This is a genomic window from Clostridiales bacterium (assembly GCA_015243575.1).
In the GTDB taxonomy this organism is placed as follows: domain Bacteria; phylum Bacillota; class Clostridia; order Peptostreptococcales; family Anaerovoracaceae; genus Anoxybacterium; species Anoxybacterium hadale.
On sequence record CP042469.1, the window covers coordinates 2,350,025 to 2,372,238 of the forward strand.

General features: G+C 44.8%; 18 protein-coding genes. 6 read left to right on the forward strand and 12 right to left on the reverse strand.

Annotated features, from left to right (window positions below; translation table 11 throughout):
• Positions 1-172: 172 nt before the first annotated feature.
• The 5 genes from FRZ06_10365 to FRZ06_10385 all read right to left on the reverse strand — a co-directional run bounded on the left by FRZ06_10365 (position 173) and on the right by FRZ06_10385 (position 5,305).
• Entirely contained in the window at positions 173-1,183 is a 1,011-nt protein-coding gene (locus FRZ06_10365; protein ID QOX65903.1) for a spore photoproduct lyase, read from the reverse strand.
• 180 nt (positions 1,184-1,363) lie between these two features.
• Positions 1,364-2,050: a hypothetical protein gene (locus FRZ06_10370; GenBank protein ID QOX63721.1), complete on the reverse strand. Its 687-nt coding sequence runs from the start codon at positions 2,048-2,050 to the stop codon at positions 1,364-1,366.
• 224 nt (positions 2,051-2,274) lie between these two features.
• On the reverse strand, positions 2,275-3,120 hold the full coding sequence (locus tag FRZ06_10375) for a pantoate--beta-alanine ligase (protein ID QOX63722.1): 846 nt from the start codon (positions 3,118-3,120) through the stop codon (positions 2,275-2,277).
• Positions 3,121-3,193: 73 nt separating this feature from the next.
• Positions 3,194-3,598, reverse strand: a complete 405-nt coding sequence (locus tag FRZ06_10380; GenBank protein QOX63723.1) for a nucleoside-diphosphate kinase — start codon at positions 3,596-3,598, stop codon at positions 3,194-3,196.
• Positions 3,599-3,808: 210 nt separating this feature from the next.
• Positions 3,809-5,305, reverse strand: coding sequence for a long-chain fatty acid--CoA ligase (locus tag FRZ06_10385; protein QOX65904.1), 1,497 nt, complete (start codon positions 5,303-5,305; stop codon positions 3,809-3,811).
• Positions 5,306-5,620: 315 nt separating this feature from the next.
• On the opposite strand from FRZ06_10385, the gene FRZ06_10390 reads away from it, so the two are divergent.
• Complete coding sequence (locus FRZ06_10390) at positions 5,621-6,097, forward strand: hypothetical protein (GenBank protein QOX65905.1); 477 nt, start codon at positions 5,621-5,623, stop codon at positions 6,095-6,097.
• A gap of 190 nt (positions 6,098-6,287) precedes the next feature.
• Here FRZ06_10390 and FRZ06_10395 read toward each other — a convergent pair whose 3' ends face one another.
• The gene (locus FRZ06_10395; protein QOX63724.1) at positions 6,288-6,845 is read right to left on the reverse strand and encodes a class I SAM-dependent methyltransferase; all 558 of its coding nucleotides are present in this window, start codon (positions 6,843-6,845) and stop codon (positions 6,288-6,290) included.
• A 279-nt stretch (positions 6,846-7,124) separates the two neighbouring features.
• Positions 7,125-9,650, reverse strand: a complete 2,526-nt coding sequence (locus FRZ06_10400) for a DUF4127 family protein (protein QOX63725.1) — start codon at positions 9,648-9,650, stop codon at positions 7,125-7,127.
• A 271-nt stretch (positions 9,651-9,921) separates the two neighbouring features.
• Between FRZ06_10400 and FRZ06_10405 the strand changes: the two genes are divergently transcribed.
• On the forward strand, positions 9,922-11,472 hold the full coding sequence (locus FRZ06_10405) for a diguanylate cyclase (GenBank protein QOX63726.1): 1,551 nt from the start codon (positions 9,922-9,924) through the stop codon (positions 11,470-11,472).
• On the opposite strand, the gene FRZ06_10410 is transcribed toward FRZ06_10405, so the two are convergent.
• Positions 11,397-11,966: a hypothetical protein gene (locus FRZ06_10410; GenBank protein ID QOX63727.1), complete on the reverse strand. Its 570-nt coding sequence runs from the start codon at positions 11,964-11,966 to the stop codon at positions 11,397-11,399. The genes FRZ06_10405 and FRZ06_10410 overlap by 76 nt on opposite strands.
• A gap of 132 nt (positions 11,967-12,098) precedes the next feature.
• On the opposite strand from FRZ06_10410, the gene FRZ06_10415 reads away from it, so the two are divergent.
• Positions 12,099-12,425 carry a helix-turn-helix transcriptional regulator gene (locus FRZ06_10415; protein ID QOX63728.1) on the forward strand — a complete coding sequence of 109 codons (327 nt, stop codon included), beginning with the start codon at positions 12,099-12,101 and terminating at the stop codon, positions 12,423-12,425.
• 134 nt (positions 12,426-12,559) lie between these two features.
• On the opposite strand, the gene FRZ06_10420 is transcribed toward FRZ06_10415, so the two are convergent.
• From FRZ06_10420 to FRZ06_10435, 4 genes are all read right to left on the reverse strand, one after another.
• The gene (locus FRZ06_10420; protein QOX63729.1) at positions 12,560-15,640 is read right to left on the reverse strand and encodes a HAMP domain-containing protein; all 3,081 of its coding nucleotides are present in this window, start codon (positions 15,638-15,640) and stop codon (positions 12,560-12,562) included.
• A 464-nt stretch (positions 15,641-16,104) separates the two neighbouring features.
• Positions 16,105-17,475 carry a xanthine permease gene (locus FRZ06_10425; GenBank protein ID QOX63730.1) on the reverse strand — a complete coding sequence of 457 codons (1,371 nt, stop codon included), beginning with the start codon at positions 17,473-17,475 and terminating at the stop codon, positions 16,105-16,107.
• 457 nt (positions 17,476-17,932) lie between these two features.
• Positions 17,933-19,129: a uroporphyrinogen decarboxylase gene (locus FRZ06_10430; GenBank protein QOX63731.1), complete on the reverse strand. Its 1,197-nt coding sequence runs from the start codon at positions 19,127-19,129 to the stop codon at positions 17,933-17,935.
• A complete protein-coding gene (locus FRZ06_10435; protein QOX63732.1) occupies positions 19,114-19,758 on the reverse strand; it encodes a cobalamin-binding protein in 645 nt (214 codons plus the stop codon). Before FRZ06_10435 ends, FRZ06_10430 begins: the two co-directional genes overlap by 16 nt.
• Before the next feature lie 215 nt (positions 19,759-19,973).
• On the opposite strand from FRZ06_10435, the gene FRZ06_10440 reads away from it, so the two are divergent.
• The 3 genes from FRZ06_10440 to FRZ06_10450 are packed head-to-tail and all read left to right on the forward strand — an operon-like array spanning position 19,974 to position 22,201.
• A complete protein-coding gene (locus FRZ06_10440) occupies positions 19,974-20,708 on the forward strand; it encodes a GntR family transcriptional regulator (protein ID QOX63733.1) in 735 nt (244 codons plus the stop codon).
• Positions 20,689-21,498: a cobalamin-binding protein gene (locus FRZ06_10445; protein QOX63734.1), complete on the forward strand. Its 810-nt coding sequence runs from the start codon at positions 20,689-20,691 to the stop codon at positions 21,496-21,498. Before FRZ06_10440 ends, FRZ06_10445 begins: the two co-directional genes overlap by 20 nt.
• Positions 21,491-22,201, forward strand: coding sequence for a DUF1638 domain-containing protein (locus tag FRZ06_10450; protein ID QOX63735.1), 711 nt, complete (start codon positions 21,491-21,493; stop codon positions 22,199-22,201). Before FRZ06_10445 ends, FRZ06_10450 begins: the two co-directional genes overlap by 8 nt.
• Positions 22,202-22,214 lie beyond the last annotated feature (13 nt).

The following is a 22,214-nucleotide window of genomic DNA, read 5'->3' on the forward strand; positions in this document are numbered from 1 at the left end:
ATTTTTATTGTATCTTAACCTTTATATGATGGGAAAACAAGAAACCAAATGTAACACAGCTGTTACGTTCCGTAACACTAATATATCCCGTACCAAATACCTTAATGTTTGGGTATTTCGTGCTGGCTATACTAGGCTTATTTTTCAATTGTATTAAAAAAATCAAAAAATATCACACTACATAAAGGATGGGAACATTTCCAAGCTTTGCTTCAATTTGCTCTCTTAAAAATGCTTCGCCCTGCTCCCGTAACGGGTTACGATAGCAATACCGCCCTCTTCCCCGTCCGGTCATGAGCTCTTTGTCATAAAGTTCCACTGCATTGGGAAACGCCTCATTGTTGATGGCACGGTGAACAAAACTATAGGTCATAAAAATAATTTCTATAAAAATCTCTTTTTTTGCTTTTTCACTAAGCAGCTCTGCCAGCTGTTCGATCAGAATTTTATATTGATCCATCCAGTCATCCACAAGGATTACCGGTGCAATGAGAAGGCCCGTTCGATATCCCGCATGGCAAAGTTCATTTAGGGCTTTGATCCGATTCTCCAGCGGAGACGTACCAAACTCGATCTTCTGGATGATGCTCTGAGGGTTGACGCTCATGCGGATCAAGGTCCGCCCTTTATGCTCAAGAGAAAGCAGCGGCTCTACCATATCAAATTTAGTGGGCAGGGTCAAATAGCCTTTTCTGCTTCTTGCAAATTCCGTAATGGTCCATTCCAAATTTTCGGTCATGGTGTTTTCCAGAACAAGGTCGCTGTTGCTTCCGATCTCAAAGGTCAGATCCTCCTGCGCAGCTGCGGCTGTTTTCAGCAGCTTCTTCATCATCTGTTCCCTATTCACAAAAAGTCTCATATAGGAGCACTTATTGTAATTGCACACCAGATAACAATACAGGCATTTTGCGCTGCATCCAGAGGAAGTATAGGGCACCAAAAAATCTGACACCTTGTGATTGGGAACGTATTTATGAGTCTTTCTGATCCCGATGATCAGATAACCCTTCATTCGGTTGAATTCCTTATTGGAATTGGACCGAAGCTCTTCAATATTATTGTGATTTTCTATCTCGATCCAGGATGCATCCTGATATTTGCTCTTCAAATATCTGCCCAGATCATAATCCAGCGCAGCAGGTTCATAATAAACTCTTTCAGGGAACAATTCATCATCTCCAATACATTGGTGAAAAGCCGCGTGAAACACCACATCGCCTGTGAGTATCAAGAAGCCTTTCCCGTTTTCTTTGCTTACAGGAGTAATTTTCCCCGATATTTTTTAGATTATGAAATCTATATTTTTTCCTTGGATTCTACCAGCATTCTTATATTCCCACGCTCGTATTAAGCCAAGGGGGCCTTATTCTGCCCTCAGCTCTGCCTCCACCATAGCGACAAAATCATCCCACCTGCCTTCGCTGAGAAGAATGTCAGGACAGTGCTTTCCCGAGAAATCTTCATGCTTTTTTAAACTTTCAAGGGGAAGATCATACGCTTTTAGCAGCATTGCCGCGAGCTTTGCTGTGTTTCTCAAGGTTTGTTCATAATCACTTTCGGGATTGATACACATTTCAATTCCGATCCCATTTTGGTTTCCACCGTCCTGTGCCAATCCGTCCCCCGCATGAAAGGCAATCTCGTTGTCGGGAATATGATAGTAAATCTCTCGATCATCCACTGTATAATGCCAGGACTTTTTCTGGCTGCCGGCCTTCGTATGAAGATAGTTGTTGTGGGAAGCTGCATCAGCATTTCGCCCCGCATTTCCCGTCTCATGGATCACAATATATTTGATCTTTCTCTGCTCGCCGGGCCGCTCCATGGTTTTCTCCGGAACGAAGTCCGTGATCACCGGAATGTCTGCAATGGCATTCACCTCAGCCCGCAGCTTGGTAGGCTTATTCTCTATGTAGTAGACCGTTCCTCCGATTGCGGCCGCCACCCCAATGATAATTCCTATGACAGCTACGAGGAACATTACTGCTCTTCTTTTATTAATTCGAAATCTTCTTCTGCGATTTCTCCTGATTCTAATCCCATATCCCATGCTATTTTCCGATCCCCTTTCTCATTATATTATAGCATAGAAAGGGCCAAAAACTACCTGCAAGAAAAATCTCAACACCAGTCAAAAAAAACAACTCCCCGCAAGACCCCAACATACGCAGAAAAGCCACCCGAAGATAAACTCCGAACGGCTTTGCATTGTCTGTTACTTCATATTTTAAGTAGGAAGGAGCCACTGGGATTGCTTAGCTGCTTTCGGCAAACTTAATTTCTGTAGATGAAATTGTCGATGAGTCTGGTGTTTCCGATGTAAACCGCTGCTGCCACCAGCGCAGGTGCCCGGATCACCTCCACAGGCTTCAAGGTTTGAAGATCTACAATTTCTGCGTAATCCAGCCGAGCAAGTTTCTCCCCTTGAATCGTATCTCGTATGGCTCGTTCTATTTCATCCGAGGCCCGTACCCCAGCGTCCAGACTTTTTTCCGCCAGCAGCAATGCCTCATGCAGTATGTTCGATGCTTTTCTTTCCTCGGGATTTAAGCGGACATTCCGCGAGCTTTTCGCCAAACCATCGGCTTCCCTTACCGTTTCGCAGGGAACAATCTGAAGGTCAAGATTCAGATCCCGGACCATTCTTTGGATTACTGCAATTTGCTGGGCGTCCTTTTGTCCAAAGTAGGCCCTGTCCGGTTTCACAATATTAAACAGCTTCATTACTACAGTGCATACTCCCCGGAAGTGCCCGGGCCGGCTTTTCCCACAGAGGGTTTCAGTCAGCCCATCCATATCTACAAAGGAACAAAAATCTCTTCCGTACATCTCCTGGCTGTCAGGATGAAAAATCAAATCTGCACCAGCAGAGGCGCAGATTTCCCTATCTCTTTCCAGATCCACAGGATAGCTTTCTATATCTTCTTTTTCTCCGAATTGTAAAGGATTGATAAAGATGCTGACAACAACGCGGTCATTTTCACCGTCTGCCCGAAGAATCAGGCTTTGATGTCCTTCATGCAAGTAGCCCATTGTTGGTACAAATCCGACCGTCAGGCCTTCTGTCCTCCAGGTTCTTACTTGCTCACGAACCTCTTGAATAGTTTTTACAATTTTCATTTTTCCTCCTTGTGGTGCAGTTTCATGGGAATACCGCCCGTAGAACCAATTTTAACACGTCAAAAGCTCATTTTCAACAAACTTGAAAGAATCGTTTGATCTCAATTTCTGCATTCTCGGGAGAGTCTGCTCCGTGGATCACATTCCGCGTAGTAGATCCAGCAAAGTCTCCCCGGATGGTGCCGGAAAGCGCATCCTCAAATTTTGTAGCACCGATGAGGGTTCTCATCCCTTTCACCGCATTCTCTCCTTCTACGATCATTGCCCACACCGGCCCCGACATCATATAGGACTCCATTTCAGGATAGAACGGCTTATCGGCCACATGGGCGTAATGCTCTCTTAAAACCTCTTTCGTCAGTGTCATGATCTTTATTTCCGCAATCCGGTACCCTTTGGCCTCTATCCTCTGAATAATAAGGCCTGCCAGTTTTCTCTCAACAGCATCTGGCTTCAGCATGACATAAGTTCTTTCCATCTTATCTCCTCCGTGTGCTTCTTTTTTCTTATGATTCTATTTTAGACTGCCTTTTCAAAAATTATTATAGCCGCTAGAAGGGAGTCTGTCAAAACGGAGCATGGTCAAAGGAGGAGAACACAGCAAAAGAGTCCAAAAGAGCCCGGAGTTCTTTCGAATCTCCGGGCTTTACCGCTTCGCTCCTGTGGTTTACGATTGCTTTCCTATGGCTTACGATTCACTCTTTTCCGTCTGCTCCTTCAGCAATCGTTTCAAAATCTTTCCGGATGCATTCTTCGGAAGGCTTTCTACAAATTCAATATGACGGGGCAGCTTATATGCCGCCAGTTTCTCTCTCATAAACCGGAAAAGTTCCTTGGAATGGCACTCTTCGCCCTCCTTCAAAACGACGAAGGCTTTGACAAATTCTCCTCTGAGTCTATCATCCACACCGATGACAGCAGCTTCCTTCACCTTTGGAAACTCGTAGATCACTTCCTCAACTTCCCTCGGATAGACATTAAGGCCCGCTACGATAATCATGTCCTTCTTTCTGTCTACAATATAAAGATATCCGTCCTCATCCTTCTTGGCAAGATCACCTGTGTGAAGCCATCCGCCCAGCAGGGCTGCTTCCGAAGCCTCAGGCTGATTATAATATCCCTTCATGACGTTTTCGCCTCGAACCGCCAGTTCGCCTACCTCGCCTGCTGGAAGCTCCTCATCCTTCTCATCTACAATTTTGCATTCCTGATAAGGAAGCGGCAGACCGATGGAGCCTTCCTTCTGGATTCCGTCGGGAGGATTAAAGGATACCGCCGGTGACGCTTCCGTCAATCCATACCCTTCAATAATCGGTAGCTTCATAATATCCCTTGCCTGTCTGTAAATTTCCACGGGAAGCGCTGCGCCTCCGGAAACAGCCATACGGAGCTTGGGGAAGGTAATGTTCTTTTTCCCCGCTTCCAGCAGTACAACATACATTGCAGGGACGCCCATAAATATGGTAATGTCTCCGTTCAGCAAAACATCGATGACTTCCTTCGGTTGGAAGGATTCCAAAATCGTAACGGTAGCACCGGAATAAAGAGGCATCAGCACGCAGGCTGTAAAGGCAAAAACATGAAACATGGGAAGCACGCACATGTAAATATCGTCCGGTCTGGCGTGCAAACCGATATAGCACTGGTCTGAATTGAAAACCAGGTTCTTGTGCGTCAGCATTGCGGCCTTCTGCTTTCCTGTGGTGCCGGACGTATAGAGGAAGGTTGAAATCGCACTTTCATCAGAAAGCTCAGAAAGTCCATCTGTCGAAACCGTTTCCAGTGCGAGATTGAGCTCGTCCCCGAGTACAAGAACCGTCACGCAAAGGGCCTTTTCCAGAACCTCGGGATTAAGCTTTGCCTTCTGCAGGATCACCGGATGAATGATCATAAATTTCGCTTCCGAATCCTTAACAATATAGACGATTTCCTCCATAGTCAGCATAAGATTGATGGGAACGATGACCGCACCGTTTCTTACCGTACCAAAATAAGAATAAATGAATTCGGGCGAATTGAGGCAGCTCATCACAACCTTATCTCCAGCTTTTAAACCCACGCTCTTCAGATATGCTGCGTAAGCAAGAACCTTCCGATCGAGTTCGCCATAGCTCACGCTGCTGCCTTTATAATTTAAAGCTATTTTATTTTCATTGAAGTTCTTTTTGTAGATATTTCCGACCATAACCATGTTCAATTCCTCCAAAAATTTTTCTACTCTTTTTTTCAAACTGTAGATTATCTTTTAGACATTGTACTACATTTTTGTCTCTGGGGGTACTAATTTTTTGATTCTTCCGAATACTTGTCCTCATTTTTATAAGAATACGCTTCCATAATTTTCGAAACAAAAAGTTGCCGACCTATGATTCACTGCAAACATTATCTGACTCTGCTGAATATTATAAAATCAGCATGAATATAAAAGCCTGCTGTGAGGTGAAATATGGAGAAATACCAATGGAAGCAAGAGATCGGTGAGAGCGACTATTTCTGGCAGATAGCCAGCCAGATAGACAGAGGAACTTATGCTCACCTGGGAGAGGGTTCGTCAAGAGCCGTATATGACCTTGGCAACGGCAAGGTCGTAAAAGCGGCAAAAAATAGCAGAGGCATCGCCCAGAACAATGTAGAGTTCCAAATTGCTCTTGATGATAAATCAGGCTTATTTGCAAAGGTCAGAGGGATATCGGAGGATTTCCGATATCTGATTATGGATAAGGCGTCGGTCATTGAGGACATCAGTTATGTTTGGGACTATTACAATGTGCGAGGCAATCGGGAACTGTTTCAGAAGCTTGGCGGAGTCTCATCCAAATACAATCTCTTGGTCAGAGATTTTGGGCGTGCAGTGAACTGGGGTCAGATCGACGGCAAACCCATCATTATCGACTACGGCTTTACCCGTCAGGTACAAAAACGGTACTACAGAGGACGGGGAATGTCAAAACGTCCGACGCGCCGAATCCAGCACTGACGGGTCAGAACAGACACCTCGGGGCCGCAGTGCGTTCTGCACTCTGTATCCCCGGCTCAGTCTCAGGGCTTCCGCAAAACAGCGGCTGCTGATCCTCATCGATTGAGTTCAGTCAGCCGCTATAATTGGGAAACTCTGTCTTAATGGAGTGTACGCAGATGGTCGTGGAGATTTCTCGATTGGCACATTTTTAGATGACTTCAAAAACAATGCTGTAAAAATTATCCCCTAGAGAGAAGTCTTCAATGGTTTGAAAGCCATTTTCATTACAGGTTTCCTCCGCTTCTTCCTGAGAAATCCGGTGATCAGAGGGAGGTCCCATGGGGGTTTGCCCATTATGAAACTCGATCACCAGCAGTTTCCCCTTTTCCTTCAGGACGCGCTTGATTTCCTGAAGCATACCTGGCTTATCCTCAAGTTCGTGCAGTACCGTTACCATGACCGCCATATCACAAGCACCAGAATCAACAGGAAGAATTTCCGATTCTACTTTCTTAATCTTGAGGTTTGGAAGCTTATGTTCCTCGGCTCTGCTTTCCAGAAGCTGAATCATCTCATCGGATATCTCCAGTGCATAGACATCACCACTTGTAAGTTTCGCTGCGGGAAAGGAGAAAATACCGCTCCCTGCGCCGATGTCGCACAGGTTCATGGTCTCCTGGAGACCTGCTTTGATTAATGTTTTTGCAGGGTCAAGCTCTGCAAGTCTGATCGGATTTTCCAACCGTTTTATCTTATCTGGGTTCATGTTCTTCCCTTTCCGTTCAAGTCTTTAGAAGCAATAAACCAAATCTTGCTGCCAAATATCAGACAGATACTGCGTAATCGATCTATGCTGCAGAAGTTATAATGGTTTCAGATGTTGTAATGATATTCTAGCATAAGAATCCCAGCATTTCTGTGATTTTATCACCAAGTGGTGCCTTGCGCATATAACGCAGAGGGTCAATCCAGAACTTGTCTGAATCGACCCCCTTTCATGAACAGTAGAAGCTTAAAATATTTCCTGATCCATCTCTATTTTCTGTTACAGCTCTATCAGGCGCTTTAACACCACTGCCACCTCGGCTCTGGTTGCACCAGCCTGAGGCATCAGTCGGCTTCCGTCGCCCTTGCCTTGCATGATTCCGGCTTTGCATACCCAGTCAAAACCATCCCGAAGCTCTTGTTTTACCGCATAAGCATCATTGTAGTGATAGACGCCGGGATAGGATGCTGTTTTTGTCTCCACCCCTTTATACTTGGCATATCTCCAGAGAATGTCTGCCAGCTGTTCCCTTGTTACAGCTGCAGCCGGAGCAAAATCTTCCTTCCCGTTATCGGTAATGATTTTATTTTCGAAAGCCCATTCAGCAGCATTTGCATACCAGGGCGCTGTGGTTTGGCCAAGCTGGGATGCGGACTCAGTATCCGGTTTTGTTGATTCTGTCAAATCCTGCTTTGTATCTGCGGAATCCACTTTTGGAGATCCGGCCATGTTGTAAAGAATCTGCACAAGCATGGACTGCGTAATGGCTGCATTGGGTTCAAAGGTACCTTCGCCGGTTCCTTTCATCAATCCCTTTTCAGACGCAAACATCACGTAATCAAAATACCAGGAGGATGCCGGCACATCTGAAAACAGCGAATATGCCTTTGCTGCATCCATGCTCAGAGCTTCTGTGAAGAAACCAGACAGACCCGTTGCAAAGCTGATGGCCCCCGTCTCTTTATTATAGGTACTGGGAATCTTATGAACCTTGCCGTCTTTGTCCAGATAGTACAGCGTAACGGAATAGGTAAGCTGACCTTCCTGAGGCTGATACGGGATACTGATCGACATTGGCTTTTGCAGACCGCTTAGGGTTGCATTATTCAATTTGACACCAATATCAAACCTGATTTCAAAGGTACGGAAAAAAGGTGCGGAGTAATTAGACAGATTGATTGTTCCAATAATGCCGCTTCCGCCTTCCAGACTCTTAAAATAACGACTGCCGTTCATATTGTTGATGATATCCTGTACGGTGACATTATACTCAGCCGTCTTCAGCAGCTTTTCCAGCTCTAAATTGACCTCTGCCACCTGATCTTCGCTCTGATAAAAATTACTTGCGGACCATCCCTTTGAAGCCAGATATTTATTGAATATGTCCTTGCCTCCGCCCCTCTGGTAGCTAATGTCCTTAGCATAGGAGAAGGCGAGACCCTTCAGGAATGCAATATCCGCATTGTCGCTGCTGCCCGCCCGGCTGTGCAGATAAAGGTATCTTGAGATTCCGTTGCCCAGAGCAAGGCCGATAGAATTTCCGACGGTGTTCCAACTGCTATAGGAAAGGAGCATGCTCATCTCACATTCCCGGATCATACGATATTCCAGATTTCCACCGTAAGCAGAGGGGTTGGAATTGATTACAATTGTTGGAATCCCTTTTTCTATATTGCCATTAATATAGTCAATGGTTCGATTCATATATTTTGAACTTAAGGATGCCTGTGCAGGAGCAGTCAATACCACGATTTCGAGATCTGAATCCTTCGGCTCTGTAATCCGAACGCCGATGCTTTTCAAATGGTTCTCCAGATTTTCCGCTACAGTTTCCATATCATACGCCGAGCCAGATGAGGATTTTTCCGTATCTCCGAAGTATACAGGTGCTGCTTTTACATCATACCCGTAGTAATCGATCATAAGGCTGAGAACCGCCATCATTCCAAGCTCGTCGGTTCCGGAATAGATCAGCCCACGTTCACCAAGCTTTTTCTTAATATAGCTGATTTCATTGTCCTGTATGGTGCTTTGGGAGTTGGAATCATCGATTCCAATAAAATATTTCATGTTCCCTGCGCTGTCTTTTGTCAATATGTTGTCGATTAGGTTTAACTTCCTCGCTCTCGTTCTAAGCGCACCGTTTATCAGAGCTCTGTTCTCCTTTTCAACCGTTATAAAACGCCCGAGGGAATTATAATCATAGTCTGCAATGATATTTGCAACGGTAAGCCTGCCGCCTTTTAATTCTGGCCGCTGAGTCAGGCTGTACTGGCGCAGAATGTTATAACTAGCCAGATCCTCACCCTGATATCCAACAGTACTGGTTGCAAGCCGCGCAACGGTATCCAGTATATAGACCTGGTTGTTTTTGGACAATTCTACGACAGCGTCAATGAGTTTAAATTCTTCCGTATATGTTCGATTGGTCATGGAACGCGAATTTACAAGACCACCCGAAAGCAGCTGATCCAGAGAGATGACAAAATAGTCGGTCTGCTTGTCCATCTCTGTGATCCATTTCATCAGTTTTTCACGGTCACCGTAAGGCGTTCCGTTAGAATTCAGCGGCTGACCGTCCAATCTGGTAGCGTAAAGATCCTGATCCGGCATCACAACTTTAAAACCGGCAGATTCCGCCTCATAAATCACGCGGTCCACGTTTACAGGGCGGTTGTCCAGCGGAACATAGGCCAAAATCGGTTCTCCCCCGCCCGTTTCTGCCCATGCATTTATGGTAGCGCCGGGCACCGCAGAAAGTACCAGCAAGGTGCATAGCAGGATGCTCAAAGCTTTTGTTTTCATTTCTTCTCCTTTTTCCCCTTCTTTTGATTACAGCCTCGACCTCTCTCCACGAAAATTACTTCCGTTTCCCTAGGAGGAGTCTGATGCTGCGATAATTGTTCTCAAGAAACGCTGATTGACGCCGTCAGCAAAAAATGCACGGATCAGATATGTAAACGGATCATTCGCGTTTTCCCTATTAAACTTTACTATATTATGCGCCTAAAATCAATTGAGGATTGGACTAAGCTGTGCTATTATGAGTTTATTGGGATAATTTGGAGTAATAACTATGCTTCTTGAAATCATTAGTGTATATTTAATTATTAGTATCATTGCAACAACCTTTTTTTCCGCCTTCATTCAATCCCGCGGCAAAGGCGATTACGTAAAGGTTCTTTTTCTTTTGAGTATCGCAATCGATCTATACCTTTTTGGTTACCTCCAGGAGCTCTCTTCTATAACGATGGAGAAAAAGCTCTTTTGGAATACCTTTCAGTATTTCGGAATTCCATTTGTCTCTGCCTTGTGGCTGACTGCATGTCTGATGTATACCGATCATCTTAAACCTTATCTTAAAACGAAACTCCTGTTCATTTATTCCGTACCTCTGCTCACCTTCGTGCTGCGCTTTACAAATGAACTGCATCATCTTTATTTTAAGACCTTCAGTCTGCAAGGAATGAATGGATACCCCATTCTTGTAAAGACCGGCGGGGTTGGCTTTGAGATACAGGGAATTCACTCCGGCGTGATGGTTCTTGCCACATTGATCCTTTATTCCGCAACCTTTGTAAAAAAACGGGATCTGAGTGGAGAAAAGATCCTCTATATGATTGGGGCCTCTCTGTTAGCCTGCCTTGGTCTTGTGCTTACGGACGGCCTAGGCATTGATTACATGGCGCTTTTTCTCCCTGCTACAATCATATTTGTTCTGATGGCAATCTTCAGAAATGATTTTCTGGAAATCAAGATGCTGGCAAGAGAATTGGTTTTCGAAAACAGCAAGGAGGGAATTATCCTTCTGAATCATGAGCTGAGAATTCTTGATTTTAATGAAACTGCAAAATCCATTTTAAAAGATCAAAAGTTCATACTGGACAAGCAGCCTCTCGATGCGGTGATTGAGAGCGCCCATCCTTTGAATGTGCTTTTGAAATCATCTGTTCCTTCCGTTTGGATGGCCGAAACACCAAAGGGAACCCTCTATTATGAAATTACAACCACGAACCTCTTTCGAAGAAACGGTATTATCACAGGCAAAATCAAGACATTTCGTGACATTACGGAAATGCAGCTCCATACAAATTATCTGAAGATGCAAGCTTCCTTTGATGAGCTTAGTGGTTTAATGAACCGAAGAGCCTTTACAAATTCTTGTCAGACTAGCCTAAATGCAGGGATACTATCCCATAACCGTTATTTTCTCTATATGATGGATCTGGATTTTTTTAAAAACATCAATGATACTTACGGTCATATTGGAGGCGACTGCATCATTGAAGGCTTTGGTGATTTACTAAAGCAAAATTTTCAAGGCAATGATTTATCCGGCAGGCTTGGAGGAGAAGAATTCGCAGTCTTTCTAAAAGCTGCAGATCAGTCTGCCGCTTATGACAGAGCAGAGCAGTTTCGAAAGTCTGTAGAGTCCTGGCGCGTGATGTTTCAGCATCATTCTCTTAATATAACTGTTAGCATTGGCATCGCTGAGGCATGCCAACAGGATAATATTCATGACCTGCTTAATAAAGCGGACAAGGCTCTTTATCAATCGAAGGAAACCGGCAGAAACAGATCCAGCATATATGACAAGGAGTCTTCCTTTACAGCGGACGAAGCTTGATATTTCGCACCCTTATTGCATTTGAATACCTGTTCCTCCACATCCATTTTCTTCTTGCCGCTCCTTCTCTCCCAAAGAAAGTCTGCAAAAGCTTCCATGGGCAGAGTTCTTTCAAAAGTAAGCGGGATTTTATATCTTTTGCAAAGCTCTAAAATCAGGGAGTCCAAAATTGCCCACTGCACCGTTTGAAATTCCTTTTTTTGCTTCTGCAGCTCCTCAATCACTTCATAGGTAGGGAACGTTTTAAGATATCCCACTATGATAAGAAAGTCGAACTCTGCTTCCCCAGCCAGTTCCAATATCTGATCCTTCTCTAACGCAATTCCCACTACTTCAAATCCATCCAGATTGATCAGGTATTCTGCCAGATGCTGCGCTTGTTTTAGCAGCCGGTCTGACAGAATCAAAACGCGGATTGGTTCTTCTTTGCATCCCTTTGCATTTATTTCTGAAGCTGCAGCAATTCCCTTCGTATTCCTTATCGATATTCCCATACTTCCCTTCCTCTCTATCATACGCTGGATAATTTTACTGATATACTTTCAGTATCTATTATAGTACTCTTTTAGTTAGTTTTCAAGACCGATCGTAATCTGTAAGATTACTATAAAGGAGACTGAAAGAATATGGCAATGGATAGAAAAGCACTTGGAAGGGCGATTAAAGCGTCACGAACAGAAAACAAAATCACGCAGGAGCAGCTGGCAGAAATCATTGGCGTGGCTCCTTCCCATATCAAACAGCTGGAGGCAGGGAATAGAAGTCCTTCCATCGAAGTCCTATATCAATTGGCCCATGTTTTGAATCTTTCAATTGATCAGATCTTTTTCCCTGAGCGAAAGGATGACAAGGAATTGGTTTATAAGATCGAAAGAAGCCTGCAGGACTGCAGCGTTCACGAGCTAAAGGTCATCTACTCCACAATTTCAGCAATGAAAGACAAACCCGAATAAAGCTGCCTCGGACCTTACGGTCTTGAGGCAGCTTTATTATTTTTACGGATTCCTTCCGTTGAATTTAAATCAGGCTAACTTTCATACCAAAGGAAAACCTTCATCAAATAAATTCTGCTTGTGTCTGTTTTAGATCAATACTTGTCCTGCTCATCCTCGTTCAGTAAAATTCTCGGCCCTTTTGACTCTGCAAATCGATCCTGCTTTTGCTTGAACCGATCCTGTTTTGCAGCAAACACTTCATCTTCAAAGAGTCCTGCCGGAAGCGCTTTCACCCCTGTATTTACTTTGAATCTTCCAACCATTTCTTTCAGTATTTCTGACTGGCTGGAAAGCTGCTCACTGGCGGCGGCACTTTCCTCCGCAGTTGCAGAGTTGTTTTGTGCCACCTGAGCAACCTGTTCGATTCCCTTGTTGACCATATCAATACCTGTCGCCTGCTCCTTGGAAGCATCTGCAATGCTGCCTACAAGATCCGCTGCGGTTTCGATCCTCCCAACGGTTTCCTTCAGCGAGGAAGCAGTTTCATTTGCGATTTTCATACCATGCTGAACCTTTGTAATGGAGCCTTCAATCAGTTCTGTGGTTTCTCTTGCCGCAGCTGCGCTCCTTGCAGCCAGATTCCTGACTTCTTCTGCCACCACTGCAAAGCCCTTGCCGTGCTGACCTGCTCTTGCCGCTTCCACCGCTGCATTGAGAGCTAGAATATTGGTCTGGAACGCAATATCGTCAATCACCTTTATAATCTTCGAAATATTGGCTGAGGAATCGTTGATTTCCTCCATAGACCCCAGCATTCCCTGCATCTGGCCATTTCCTCTTACGACATCATTCCTTGCTTCAGCAGCCAGTTCGCTGGCTCTTCCCGCATTGGCAGCATTCCGTTTGGTCTGAGATGCAATCTCTGAGATTGAGGCTGTAAGTTCCTCTATGGCACTGGTCTGCTGGATAGATCCCTGTGACAAGGACTGACTTCCCGTAGAAACCTGTCTGGATCCGGTATTGACCTGATCTGCAGCATTTCTGATATCTCCCATAACCTCACTTAAGGATGCGATGATATTATTGAGTGAATTTTTGATCTCTACAAAATCACCCATGTAGTCAGCGGTGATTGCCAATTCCAAATTGCCTCCGGCCATCTGAGCAAGAACGGCTGAAATATCGCCTATGTAAGTTTGCAAATTGGAAATGGTGCTGTTAAGCGCATGCTTAATCTCTGCATGATCCCCTCTGTAGCTTCCATTCATGGAAACCTGAAGATTGCCCTTAGCCAGCTCTTTCAGCACAGCCGCTGCTTCTTCAATAGGTGAGATCACTGCATCCAGCGTCGCATTCACCCCATCGATGACGTTGCTGAACTGCCCCTTGAACTTTGAGGAGTTCCCTCTGATTTGCAGATTCCCCTCTACTGCTGCTCCCGACAGTTTGCTGGTTTCATCCACCAGGTTTTGAATGTTTTCTATCATTGCAATCAATGCCGGAACCAAAGTGTCATCCTTGCTACGCTTCCCTCCATCGATGATATTCTGAAGATCAGAAAGATCTCCCGCAGCGACATGGGTGAGAATTTCAACAACCCGATTCATTCTGTAGTTGATCAGGTTAACCGATTCTGCGATATTCTGATAGATGCCGAGATAACTCCCTTCCACCTTTACAGAATAGTCGTTAAGGCTCATTCTGTACATAACGTCATTTCCTTCGATCAAACCGCCCAGACCGTCGATACAAGAGTTGATGTCGTCTTTAATCCGTTCGAAGTCACCGCTGTAGCTTGCAGTAAGCTTTTCCGGAATCTCACCCCTTCCAATCTCCTGCAGATACTCTGCCGCCACTTTAAGTGGTCCGATCACTGCATCCAGAGTAGCGTTTACCCCTTCAATTACTCTGCCAAAATCACCGCTGTGCCGGTCTTGATCCACCCTGGTATCCAGCTGCCCTTCAATCGCAGCCATGGAAAGAGTGTTCATGTCTTCTACCAGAAGGTTAATGGCTCTAATGCAGGTATTGATATTATTCTTGATTCCGTCAAAGTCTCCTTTGTATTCCTCGACAATTACAGGCGGAATTTCTCCTCTGCTGATCTGACCCATATATTCTGCCGCAATCCTCAGTGGGCGAATCAAAGCATCAAGGGTTGAATTGATTCCAGTTACGATTTCTCGATAACCTCCACAGAAAGACTCTTCGCTGCCTCTTTGATCAAGATTGCCGTCGATGGCAGCTCCCGTGAGCAGAGTGGTTTCTGCGGTCAGCTTATTTAATTCGCGAATCACATTATTTAAGCTGATGGAAAGGATGTCCTGATCCGATTTCGGTTCTACTTCAGCCGAAAGGTCTCCTGCTGCGATTCTCTGTGCTGAGTTGGCCTGCTCTCGGATATTTTCAATCATCTTGCGGAAGCTCCCCGCCAGCCTTCCGATTTCATCATCAGAATGAACGGTGAGCTCTACATTTACATTGCCAGCGGCCAAAGAATCCGAAGCCAGAACGATCTGCTCCAGCGGCTTTGTTATATTCTTTCTTATAAGTATTCTGGCACCAATCACAACTCCCAAAATACCGATTAAAGCAGTTGCCGCCAGCAGTACAACTAGCCGATAAACCTCCGCCAGAATATCATCAGCATCAAGATCCACACCTACCATTCCGACGGTTTGTCCTTTGGAATCCAACACCGGTGTAAATACCGTCAGCATATATCCGAAATTCGGATCCTGATACAGCCCATTGTTAAAAACCTCACCATTCTCAACCGCCGCTTCAAATGCCAGCCCTTCTTCGTCGGTATCAAAGAAGTCTGCATAATCAACAATGGTATCGTATTCAAAAATATCCTCCGGGTTATCTCCCGAAGCCTGTCCTTCCACGATGTAGCGAATCTGCTGATCCCCTATGGGAACCACAACATACAGATACTTAACACCAGAAACCTCTTTCGCTTCAGAGATCACTGCCTTTGCCTCAGAGTAATAGGCTGTTTCTGAGTCGGACTTTGCCAATATTCTGAAGGCTTCGCTGTCAATCTGAGAGGCAGTCAGTCTTCCGATGCTTTCGGCCTGGTGGGCCTTCAGCAGGAGTACTTCACTCCGATATTGATGGATACTGAAGGAAGCAATCAGAACAGTGATAAGAAAGACCATTGCAATAAAGATCCACAATATTTTCCTGCTGATGGAACGGCCACGAATTTTTGTGTCAGTAACTTTCATAACTTGTCCTCCGTTTCAAGTAAATTGCCTATACTCCATTCTCTTATTTTCATACAAGTTTCGCCCTCCAGCAAAAAGCTTGGAAAGACACAGTCTTGCCCCAGATTTTTCTGATTCAAGGAGACTTTTTACAGGTTGACGCTATTTTTATTATATTATTTTATCGGCGCTACGGTCAAGAAGCTTACCCCCATGTCAAAATCGACTTGCTCATGAATTGCGAATAAACAAAGCCTAAAAATTCAATTTTCTTGAAATTTTAGGCTTTGTTTTGTCATATTAACTTAGAAAATTCTGTCATACCAATATAAATAAATGATGAAAATTCGTTAGAATACGCCGGATCATGCAGACTGCCCTGTTTCAACCGCCAATCCCTTACGAAAAATCGCAACGTAATTATAAAACCAGCGTAAAGAAAGCAATTTTTTTCGTTCAGGAGCACCAACACTCTTCTGGATTCGTCAAACAGTTGCTTGTGCTTCTTCAGCGGCTTCAAGCTCGGATTCTTCCTTCTGAGCCTTTAAGACCGCATGATCTTCTTTTCCTTGGCGGAGCAGCAAATTCATGATAATAGCAGTTAATGCTCCCACGCAAATTGCAGAGCCAAACAAATAGCTGAGCAGCGGAGGCATGCTCTGAACGATGGATGCAGGAAGAACACTTGCTCCGATTGTCGTCAGGATTGAGGTACCGAGAACCAGATTGTTCCGCTCGGTAAAAGGATAGCTCTTAATACTGGAAAGCCCGCTGAGCATAATGGCAATACAGATATATCCGTAGATTCCCCAGATGACTGATCCGGGAACGATGGCAATGAGATACATCAGCTTGGGGCACAGCGCCATGGCGATGGCGATAATTCCTCCTCCGATGGCAGCATAACGGCTGAATACCTTAGTTACTGCAAGCACGCCTGTATTGGATGCATAGCTGGTAACAGGAAGTCCGCCGATGAATGCTCCGATAAAGCAGCCGATTCCTTCTCCCATAACGCCCCGGTCAATCCGTTTTTTATCGAGCTTTTCTCCCGACATTTCCGAAATAGTAAACCAGGTTCCTACGGACTCCACCATGACGATGATCAGGATAAAGGTCATGACGATAATAGCATTAGGATCAAATTTGGGAGCACCGAAGGGCAGAATCTGTGGAATGGCAAACCAAGGAGCCGTTCCCACAGGCGAAAGATCAACATGACCGAAGAAAGACGCCACGATGGTTCCCAGAGCAATGGCATAAATAACCGAACCGACGGAAATGATTCTGCCCGCTTTGCCGCGGATATTTCCCAGGCGCATGAAGACAATCATTGCGATAAAGGTAATTCCCGCTTCCAGAAAATTAATGGCTGGGTTTCCCGGTATCCCGATGATCGAATTCCATGAGATTGGCATCAGCGCCACACCGATGATGGTGATCACAGTCCCTGCAACAAACCCAGGAATGAGTTTGTCAACGACAATGCTGAAGATTCCCGTCACTCCAAGTACGATGAGAATGATTGCTGCAACCATAATGCCTCCAAATACGGTTGCAAAATCCGCATTGATTACAATGGCAATGACTGCGCCGAAGATTGCGAAAGACATTCCCTGAATGACTTGATATTTCAGGAAAAATCCCGATTGAATGATGGTTGCGATACCACATGCAAGAAAGGTCATCGCGATAAGAGCTGCCGCTGCAGACACATCCATCTGCATAATTCCAATGATAACGATGGGACCCAGGAACAGATTACAAGCTAAAACCGATTGAAAGCCGAAGAACAAAGACTGGCCAATACTAAGTTTTTCCGTTGACCCTACGAGCCGTTTGTTTTGGAATTCCATTGATTTTCCTCCTATAAAAAATTGGCTACGCCACTCCGCTAGGGAACCCAATGGTTCCCTTCGGCGGCCGCGATCAGCCTGAGCACCCTCCTTTATTGGCGAGGGGTGCCCCCTCTGCACTCCCCTTTTTTATATAGTAGCAAACGATACTTCCTACTATATAAAAAAATAATGTGATTTCCTGAATTTAATAAAGCTGGCTTTCTTAAAAGTTCTGTTCAATGGCAGGATATGCTCCGCCGCCTCGCATGGAGGAGGCGGAACGTCAGCTAATTCTTTTGTTACATGGTAGAAATGAGCATGATCATGGCGTAATATTCATCAACAGACCTCTCGAATTCTTCTTTTGCTTCGATGGGGCTGTTTTTCAGTTCAGGGTTTGCCTCGATATGTTTTTCCCAGGTATCAAATAGCTCAGATTCCAGGGGTGGTAATTTAATAATCATTGTAATCCCTCCTATTTATATACACCGTATTCTTTGACGAACTTGAATACGGCTTTGAGATTTTCAGGGTTAGCATCATTGGGTGCAAGGAGTGATTTATCACAGCCGAAGATATAGCCACCTCCAGGGGCAAGATCATCGATAAGCTTTTTCGCATAATCAATGGCCTCTTCCTTAGTGGAATTATTGATTACATCGATGGGCATTCCTCCCCAGATTGTAATGGTCTTTCCGATATTATCCTTGGTCTTCTTAAAATCTCCATGTTCAATAAGACCTACAACCTTTTTCTTCGGAAGCTCGTTGATATAATCGTAGTAAGGCTCCCAATTGCCTTCCATAAACAGGGCGGGCGTCAGATCAAAGGAAATCAGATCCTCAATCATCCGTTTGAAGGTCGGATAATAGAAGGTTTCAAAATCTTTTGGTTTCAAATAGGTCGGAATATGCAGCGGGATAAAGATGAACGGGAAAGGTCCGCTGGGAAGATTCTGCACCGCACGGCGCAGCATGACCGGATATAATGCTTCGCAGGCTTCTATCACCTGTTCTTTATTTCTTCTGATATCCACAGAAACACCTCGGAAGCCTCTGAAATAATCCATCAGCGCATCCAGGGGCATTTCGGTGCTGGACTTAAACAGAGCAGGAATTCCATACTTTGTTTCCAGTGTGCCGCAGAGCTTCCCCACCGCGTTGGCCACATATTTATCATAGATGAAGCATGCCTTTCCAAGGGCTTCCGCCTTTTTGTCCGGTGACTGATCCAATGCCTTATACCGCCTTGGAAGCTGCTTTTCAATGATAAATTTGTAGGGATCCTTAATCAGCTCTGGATATTCCTCAATGGACATGATGTCCTTTCCTTCCATGTGCTGAATAGAGGCATGCGGTACACCGTCTTTATTGAAGAAGGAAAATTCCTTGGTTCCCAAAGTGGTATAGATGGGACCACAGCGCACTCCAAGAGGCGGTGGAAGGGTATCTACTTCGAATTCCTCTGCCACCTTATAGAAAGACTCTGCCAGCTTATCGTAATTAAATGCCACATCGGTTACAGAATAGCCGCTGTAATGTCCGGCCCAGGTTTCAAACATTGAAGTAATTGGTACTCTATCCGGCTCTTCAATCTTGATTGTTGTCGTGATACGTTCCACTCGCTCCTGTAATAATTTCTGTACATCACTCATGGTTATGCCACCACCCATTCTTTACACTGCTTCACACCTGTAGCAGCATTGGTACTGTGAGCATCTGCTCCAACTCTCTTTTGAACTGCTTCGCTGACCGGATTTCCGCCGATCATCACTTTAACACCATCCCGCAGACCTGCCTGTTTCAAAGCGTTGATTACATCTCCCATTGTGTCGAGAGACAACGTAAGCAGGCCGCTGATTCCAACGATATCCGGCTGAACTTCTTTTACCTTTTCTACAAACTTCTCAGGGGCTACATCGATACCCAAATCGTGTACCTCAAAACCCGCAGCCTCCATCATTGCAATAAAGATATTCTTTCCGATATCATGAAGATCTCCGGGGGCAGAACCTATGACAAGTTTTCCGAGCTTGGAGACGCCGCCTGCTCCGATGCAAGGTGCCAGAATTTCCATCCCATCTTTCAGGATGTCGGCAGCATAGATCAGGTCCCCTACAAAATACTCACCTTCCTCAAACAGATCTCCTACCTTTTCCATTCCCATGGTACAGGCATTGACGATATCCTGCGCTTCTTCGGCGCTTGGACCGGCTTCAACAGCGTCCTTAAGTGCCTGGACGAGAGCCTCCTCTTCCAGTTGAGCCAGTGCATCTGTGATGTGCTGATACTTTGCAGACATAGTTTTAATCCTCCCTGTTATTATTGCGTACAAACTTGTATATACTGGTTAATATCAGTATATATAGTCTCTTTCTAGCTGTCAATATTAGTTTGTGTCCGCAGGACGTAGCACTGCTGGATGCGGCGCTAGGATGAGTATGCTGCTATCGTTTAAATTTCACGGTTTTGACGCGTTGTCCCTTGTCAATCAATGGTAACGTATGATAAAATAAATTGATCAATAATTCGCAGATGAGGTTTTCTATGAACGCAATCAAATATATGCAGATATTGGAGGATTTGAAGGAACAGATCGAATTAGGAGGCCTGGCACCCGGCGATATGCTTCCTTCCGAAAACAGTCTCTCCGCCAACTATGGAGTCAGCAGAATGAGTGCCAGAAAAGCACTTTTGCTGCTGTCGGAAAAGGGTTATATCTACTCGGTTCCGGGCAAAGGCTATTTTGTCAATGAACCACGATATAACAAGCATATCCTCTACTTTGACGAAACGGATTTTATTAAGCGATATGTAGAGAATATTAAACTTCATCAGGTTGACATCATAACCGCTCCAGAGGATGTTGCGGCAGAACTGGGGCTGGCGAGAAGCAAAAAAGTAATCCTGATCAAAAACATTCTATTTAATGAGGATGAAGTTCCGATTGCTATTGATACAAAATATCTTCCTTACGACAGGGGCCAGCCTAATATCGAGGATGAAATTGGCTACGCTACCTTCCCCGAAATCATTACGAATCAGGTTTCCCTTTTTTCCGTGAAGAAAGAGCTGAAAATCTGGCCGGAGATTTCGGATAAAGAACTGAATAAGATCCTTGGCCTTAAAGAAAGTTGCCCCTTGCTGGTAATTGAGCAGAAGTGCATCAGCAAGGACGACAAACCCATCGCTTGGGGACTGATGCATATTAAAAAAGATTACGGAAGGCTTTTTGCGGTTTCTGCCCTGTAATAGAATGGCATCGACCCCTACACTACAAATTAAACGGTCATCAATCAACATAACGGGAGGAAAAGATATGGAAGACCAATTAATTGATGCTGTACTTGAGCTTAATGAAGACCTGGCCATCGACATTGTAACGCAAAGAATACGGGAGGGCGAAAGCCCCGTTTCCATTATCAGCTTGGTTCAGGAGGGAGTTAACCGAGTAGGGATCTACTACAATCAGGGGCGATACTTTATTGCTGATCTGATTATGTCCGGACTGATCTTTAAGGAGGTTATTAAACTGATTACGTTTCCTCCAGAGGATTCTTCCCTGCCTCAGCCAGTCAAAGCCATATTCGCTACCGTCGAAAGAGATATTCATGACATCGGCAAGAACATTGCCGTCACCTATTTTAACTCCAAGGGCATACATCCTGTGGATTTGGGCGTCAACGTGCCGCCGGAGATAATTTTGGAGCAGATCATGGAAGATGAGCCTGTGGTACTGTTCTTATCCGGCCTCATTACCTCGTCCTATTATTCTATGAAAAAAACCGTCAGTTTGCTGAAGGAACGAGGGCTTCGTGAGAACGTGGTCGTGGTGATCTGCGGACTTGTTGACGAAGAAGTGAAAAACTATGTTGAAGCAGATTATTACGTAAAGGACATTGTTGAAAGCTATGAACTTTATGTCAAGCTGTCTTCTGACAGTCAGAAAACGACTTCAAATCTTGGTCTGAGGCGCTGGACTCAGAAACATGTTGGCAGCCCCCCTGCTTCTATATGGCAGGAGGTGAGAGAAGATGCGTAATCTTATTTTAGCTTGCGAAATCCTGGAAGATGAAATTAAGAAGGCGCTGTCCGCTGCTGAAAATCAAGACCCAATCATCTGGATCGACTCTTCCTTACATATGTTTCCCCAAAAACTCCACGACAAGCTTCAGGAGGAAATTGACCGCCTCGATTCGGAAGGAGAAGATTCCCTTGGGTCCCCTCAAAATATCCTCTTATCGTTCGGATACTGCGGAAATGCGGTTGTAGGACTGAAATCCGCGAAATCAAATTTGGTCTTCCCTCAGGCCAATGACTGTATCGACTTGTTTTTATATAAAAATGAAGATAAAATAACAATAAGAAGCAGCGGCTGCTATTTTCTGACTCGAGGCTGGCTCAAAAGTCAGTACAGCATTGTAAATGAGTATGATCGGTATCTTGAAAAATATGGGCAGAAAAAAACGGATCGGATTATGGATGTGATGCTGTCTCATTACCAATGCTTTACGCTGCTTGATACCGGTGCCTATCCGGTAGAAGACTTTACTCCAATTGCATCTGAAGCAGCACGGAAATTAAATATGCAGCTCTGCACGAAAAAAGGAAATATTCAACAATTGATAAAACTGTTCTCCGAAGACTGGGACGAAGATTTCTGTATTATCCCTCATAATTCCCAGGTGACTTTGGATCATTTCAGCCATCTGAATCTATCACCAGCACAAGGTCAAATCCTATAACCGAGGGGGTAAG

Bases quoted from the DNA above. Each gene is read 5' to 3' on its own strand.
- FRZ06_10370 (QOX63721.1), bottom strand. From the start codon at position 2,050: ATGGGATATGGGATTAGAATCAGGAGAAATCGCAGAAGAAGATTTCGA.
- FRZ06_10375 (QOX63722.1), bottom strand. From the start codon at position 3,120: ATGAAAATTGTAAAAACTATTCAAGAGGTTCGTGAGCAAGTAAGAACC.
- FRZ06_10380 (QOX63723.1), bottom strand. From the start codon at position 3,598: ATGGAAAGAACTTATGTCATGCTGAAGCCAGATGCTGTTGAGAGAAAA.
- FRZ06_10385 (QOX65904.1), bottom strand. From the start codon at position 5,305: ATGGTCGGAAATATCTACAAAAAGAACTTCAATGAAAATAAAATAGCT.
- FRZ06_10395 (QOX63724.1), bottom strand. From the start codon at position 6,845: ATGAACCCAGATAAGATAAAACGGTTGGAAAATCCGATCAGACTTGCA.
- FRZ06_10400 (QOX63725.1), bottom strand. From the start codon at position 9,650: ATGAAAACAAAAGCTTTGAGCATCCTGCTATGCACCTTGCTGGTACTT.
- FRZ06_10405 (QOX63726.1), top strand. From the start codon at position 9,922: ATGCTTCTTGAAATCATTAGTGTATATTTAATTATTAGTATCATTGCA.
- FRZ06_10410 (QOX63727.1), bottom strand. From the start codon at position 11,966: ATGGGAATATCGATAAGGAATACGAAGGGAATTGCTGCAGCTTCAGAA.
- FRZ06_10415 (QOX63728.1), top strand. From the start codon at position 12,099: ATGGCAATGGATAGAAAAGCACTTGGAAGGGCGATTAAAGCGTCACGA.
- FRZ06_10420 (QOX63729.1), bottom strand. From the start codon at position 15,640: ATGAAAGTTACTGACACAAAAATTCGTGGCCGTTCCATCAGCAGGAAA.
- FRZ06_10425 (QOX63730.1), bottom strand. From the start codon at position 17,475: ATGGAATTCCAAAACAAACGGCTCGTAGGGTCAACGGAAAAACTTAGT.
- FRZ06_10430 (QOX63731.1), bottom strand. From the start codon at position 19,129: ATGGGTGGTGGCATAACCATGAGTGATGTACAGAAATTATTACAGGAG.
- FRZ06_10435 (QOX63732.1), bottom strand. From the start codon at position 19,758: ATGTCTGCAAAGTATCAGCACATCACAGATGCACTGGCTCAACTGGAA.
- FRZ06_10450 (QOX63735.1), top strand. From the start codon at position 21,491: ATGCGTAATCTTATTTTAGCTTGCGAAATCCTGGAAGATGAAATTAAG.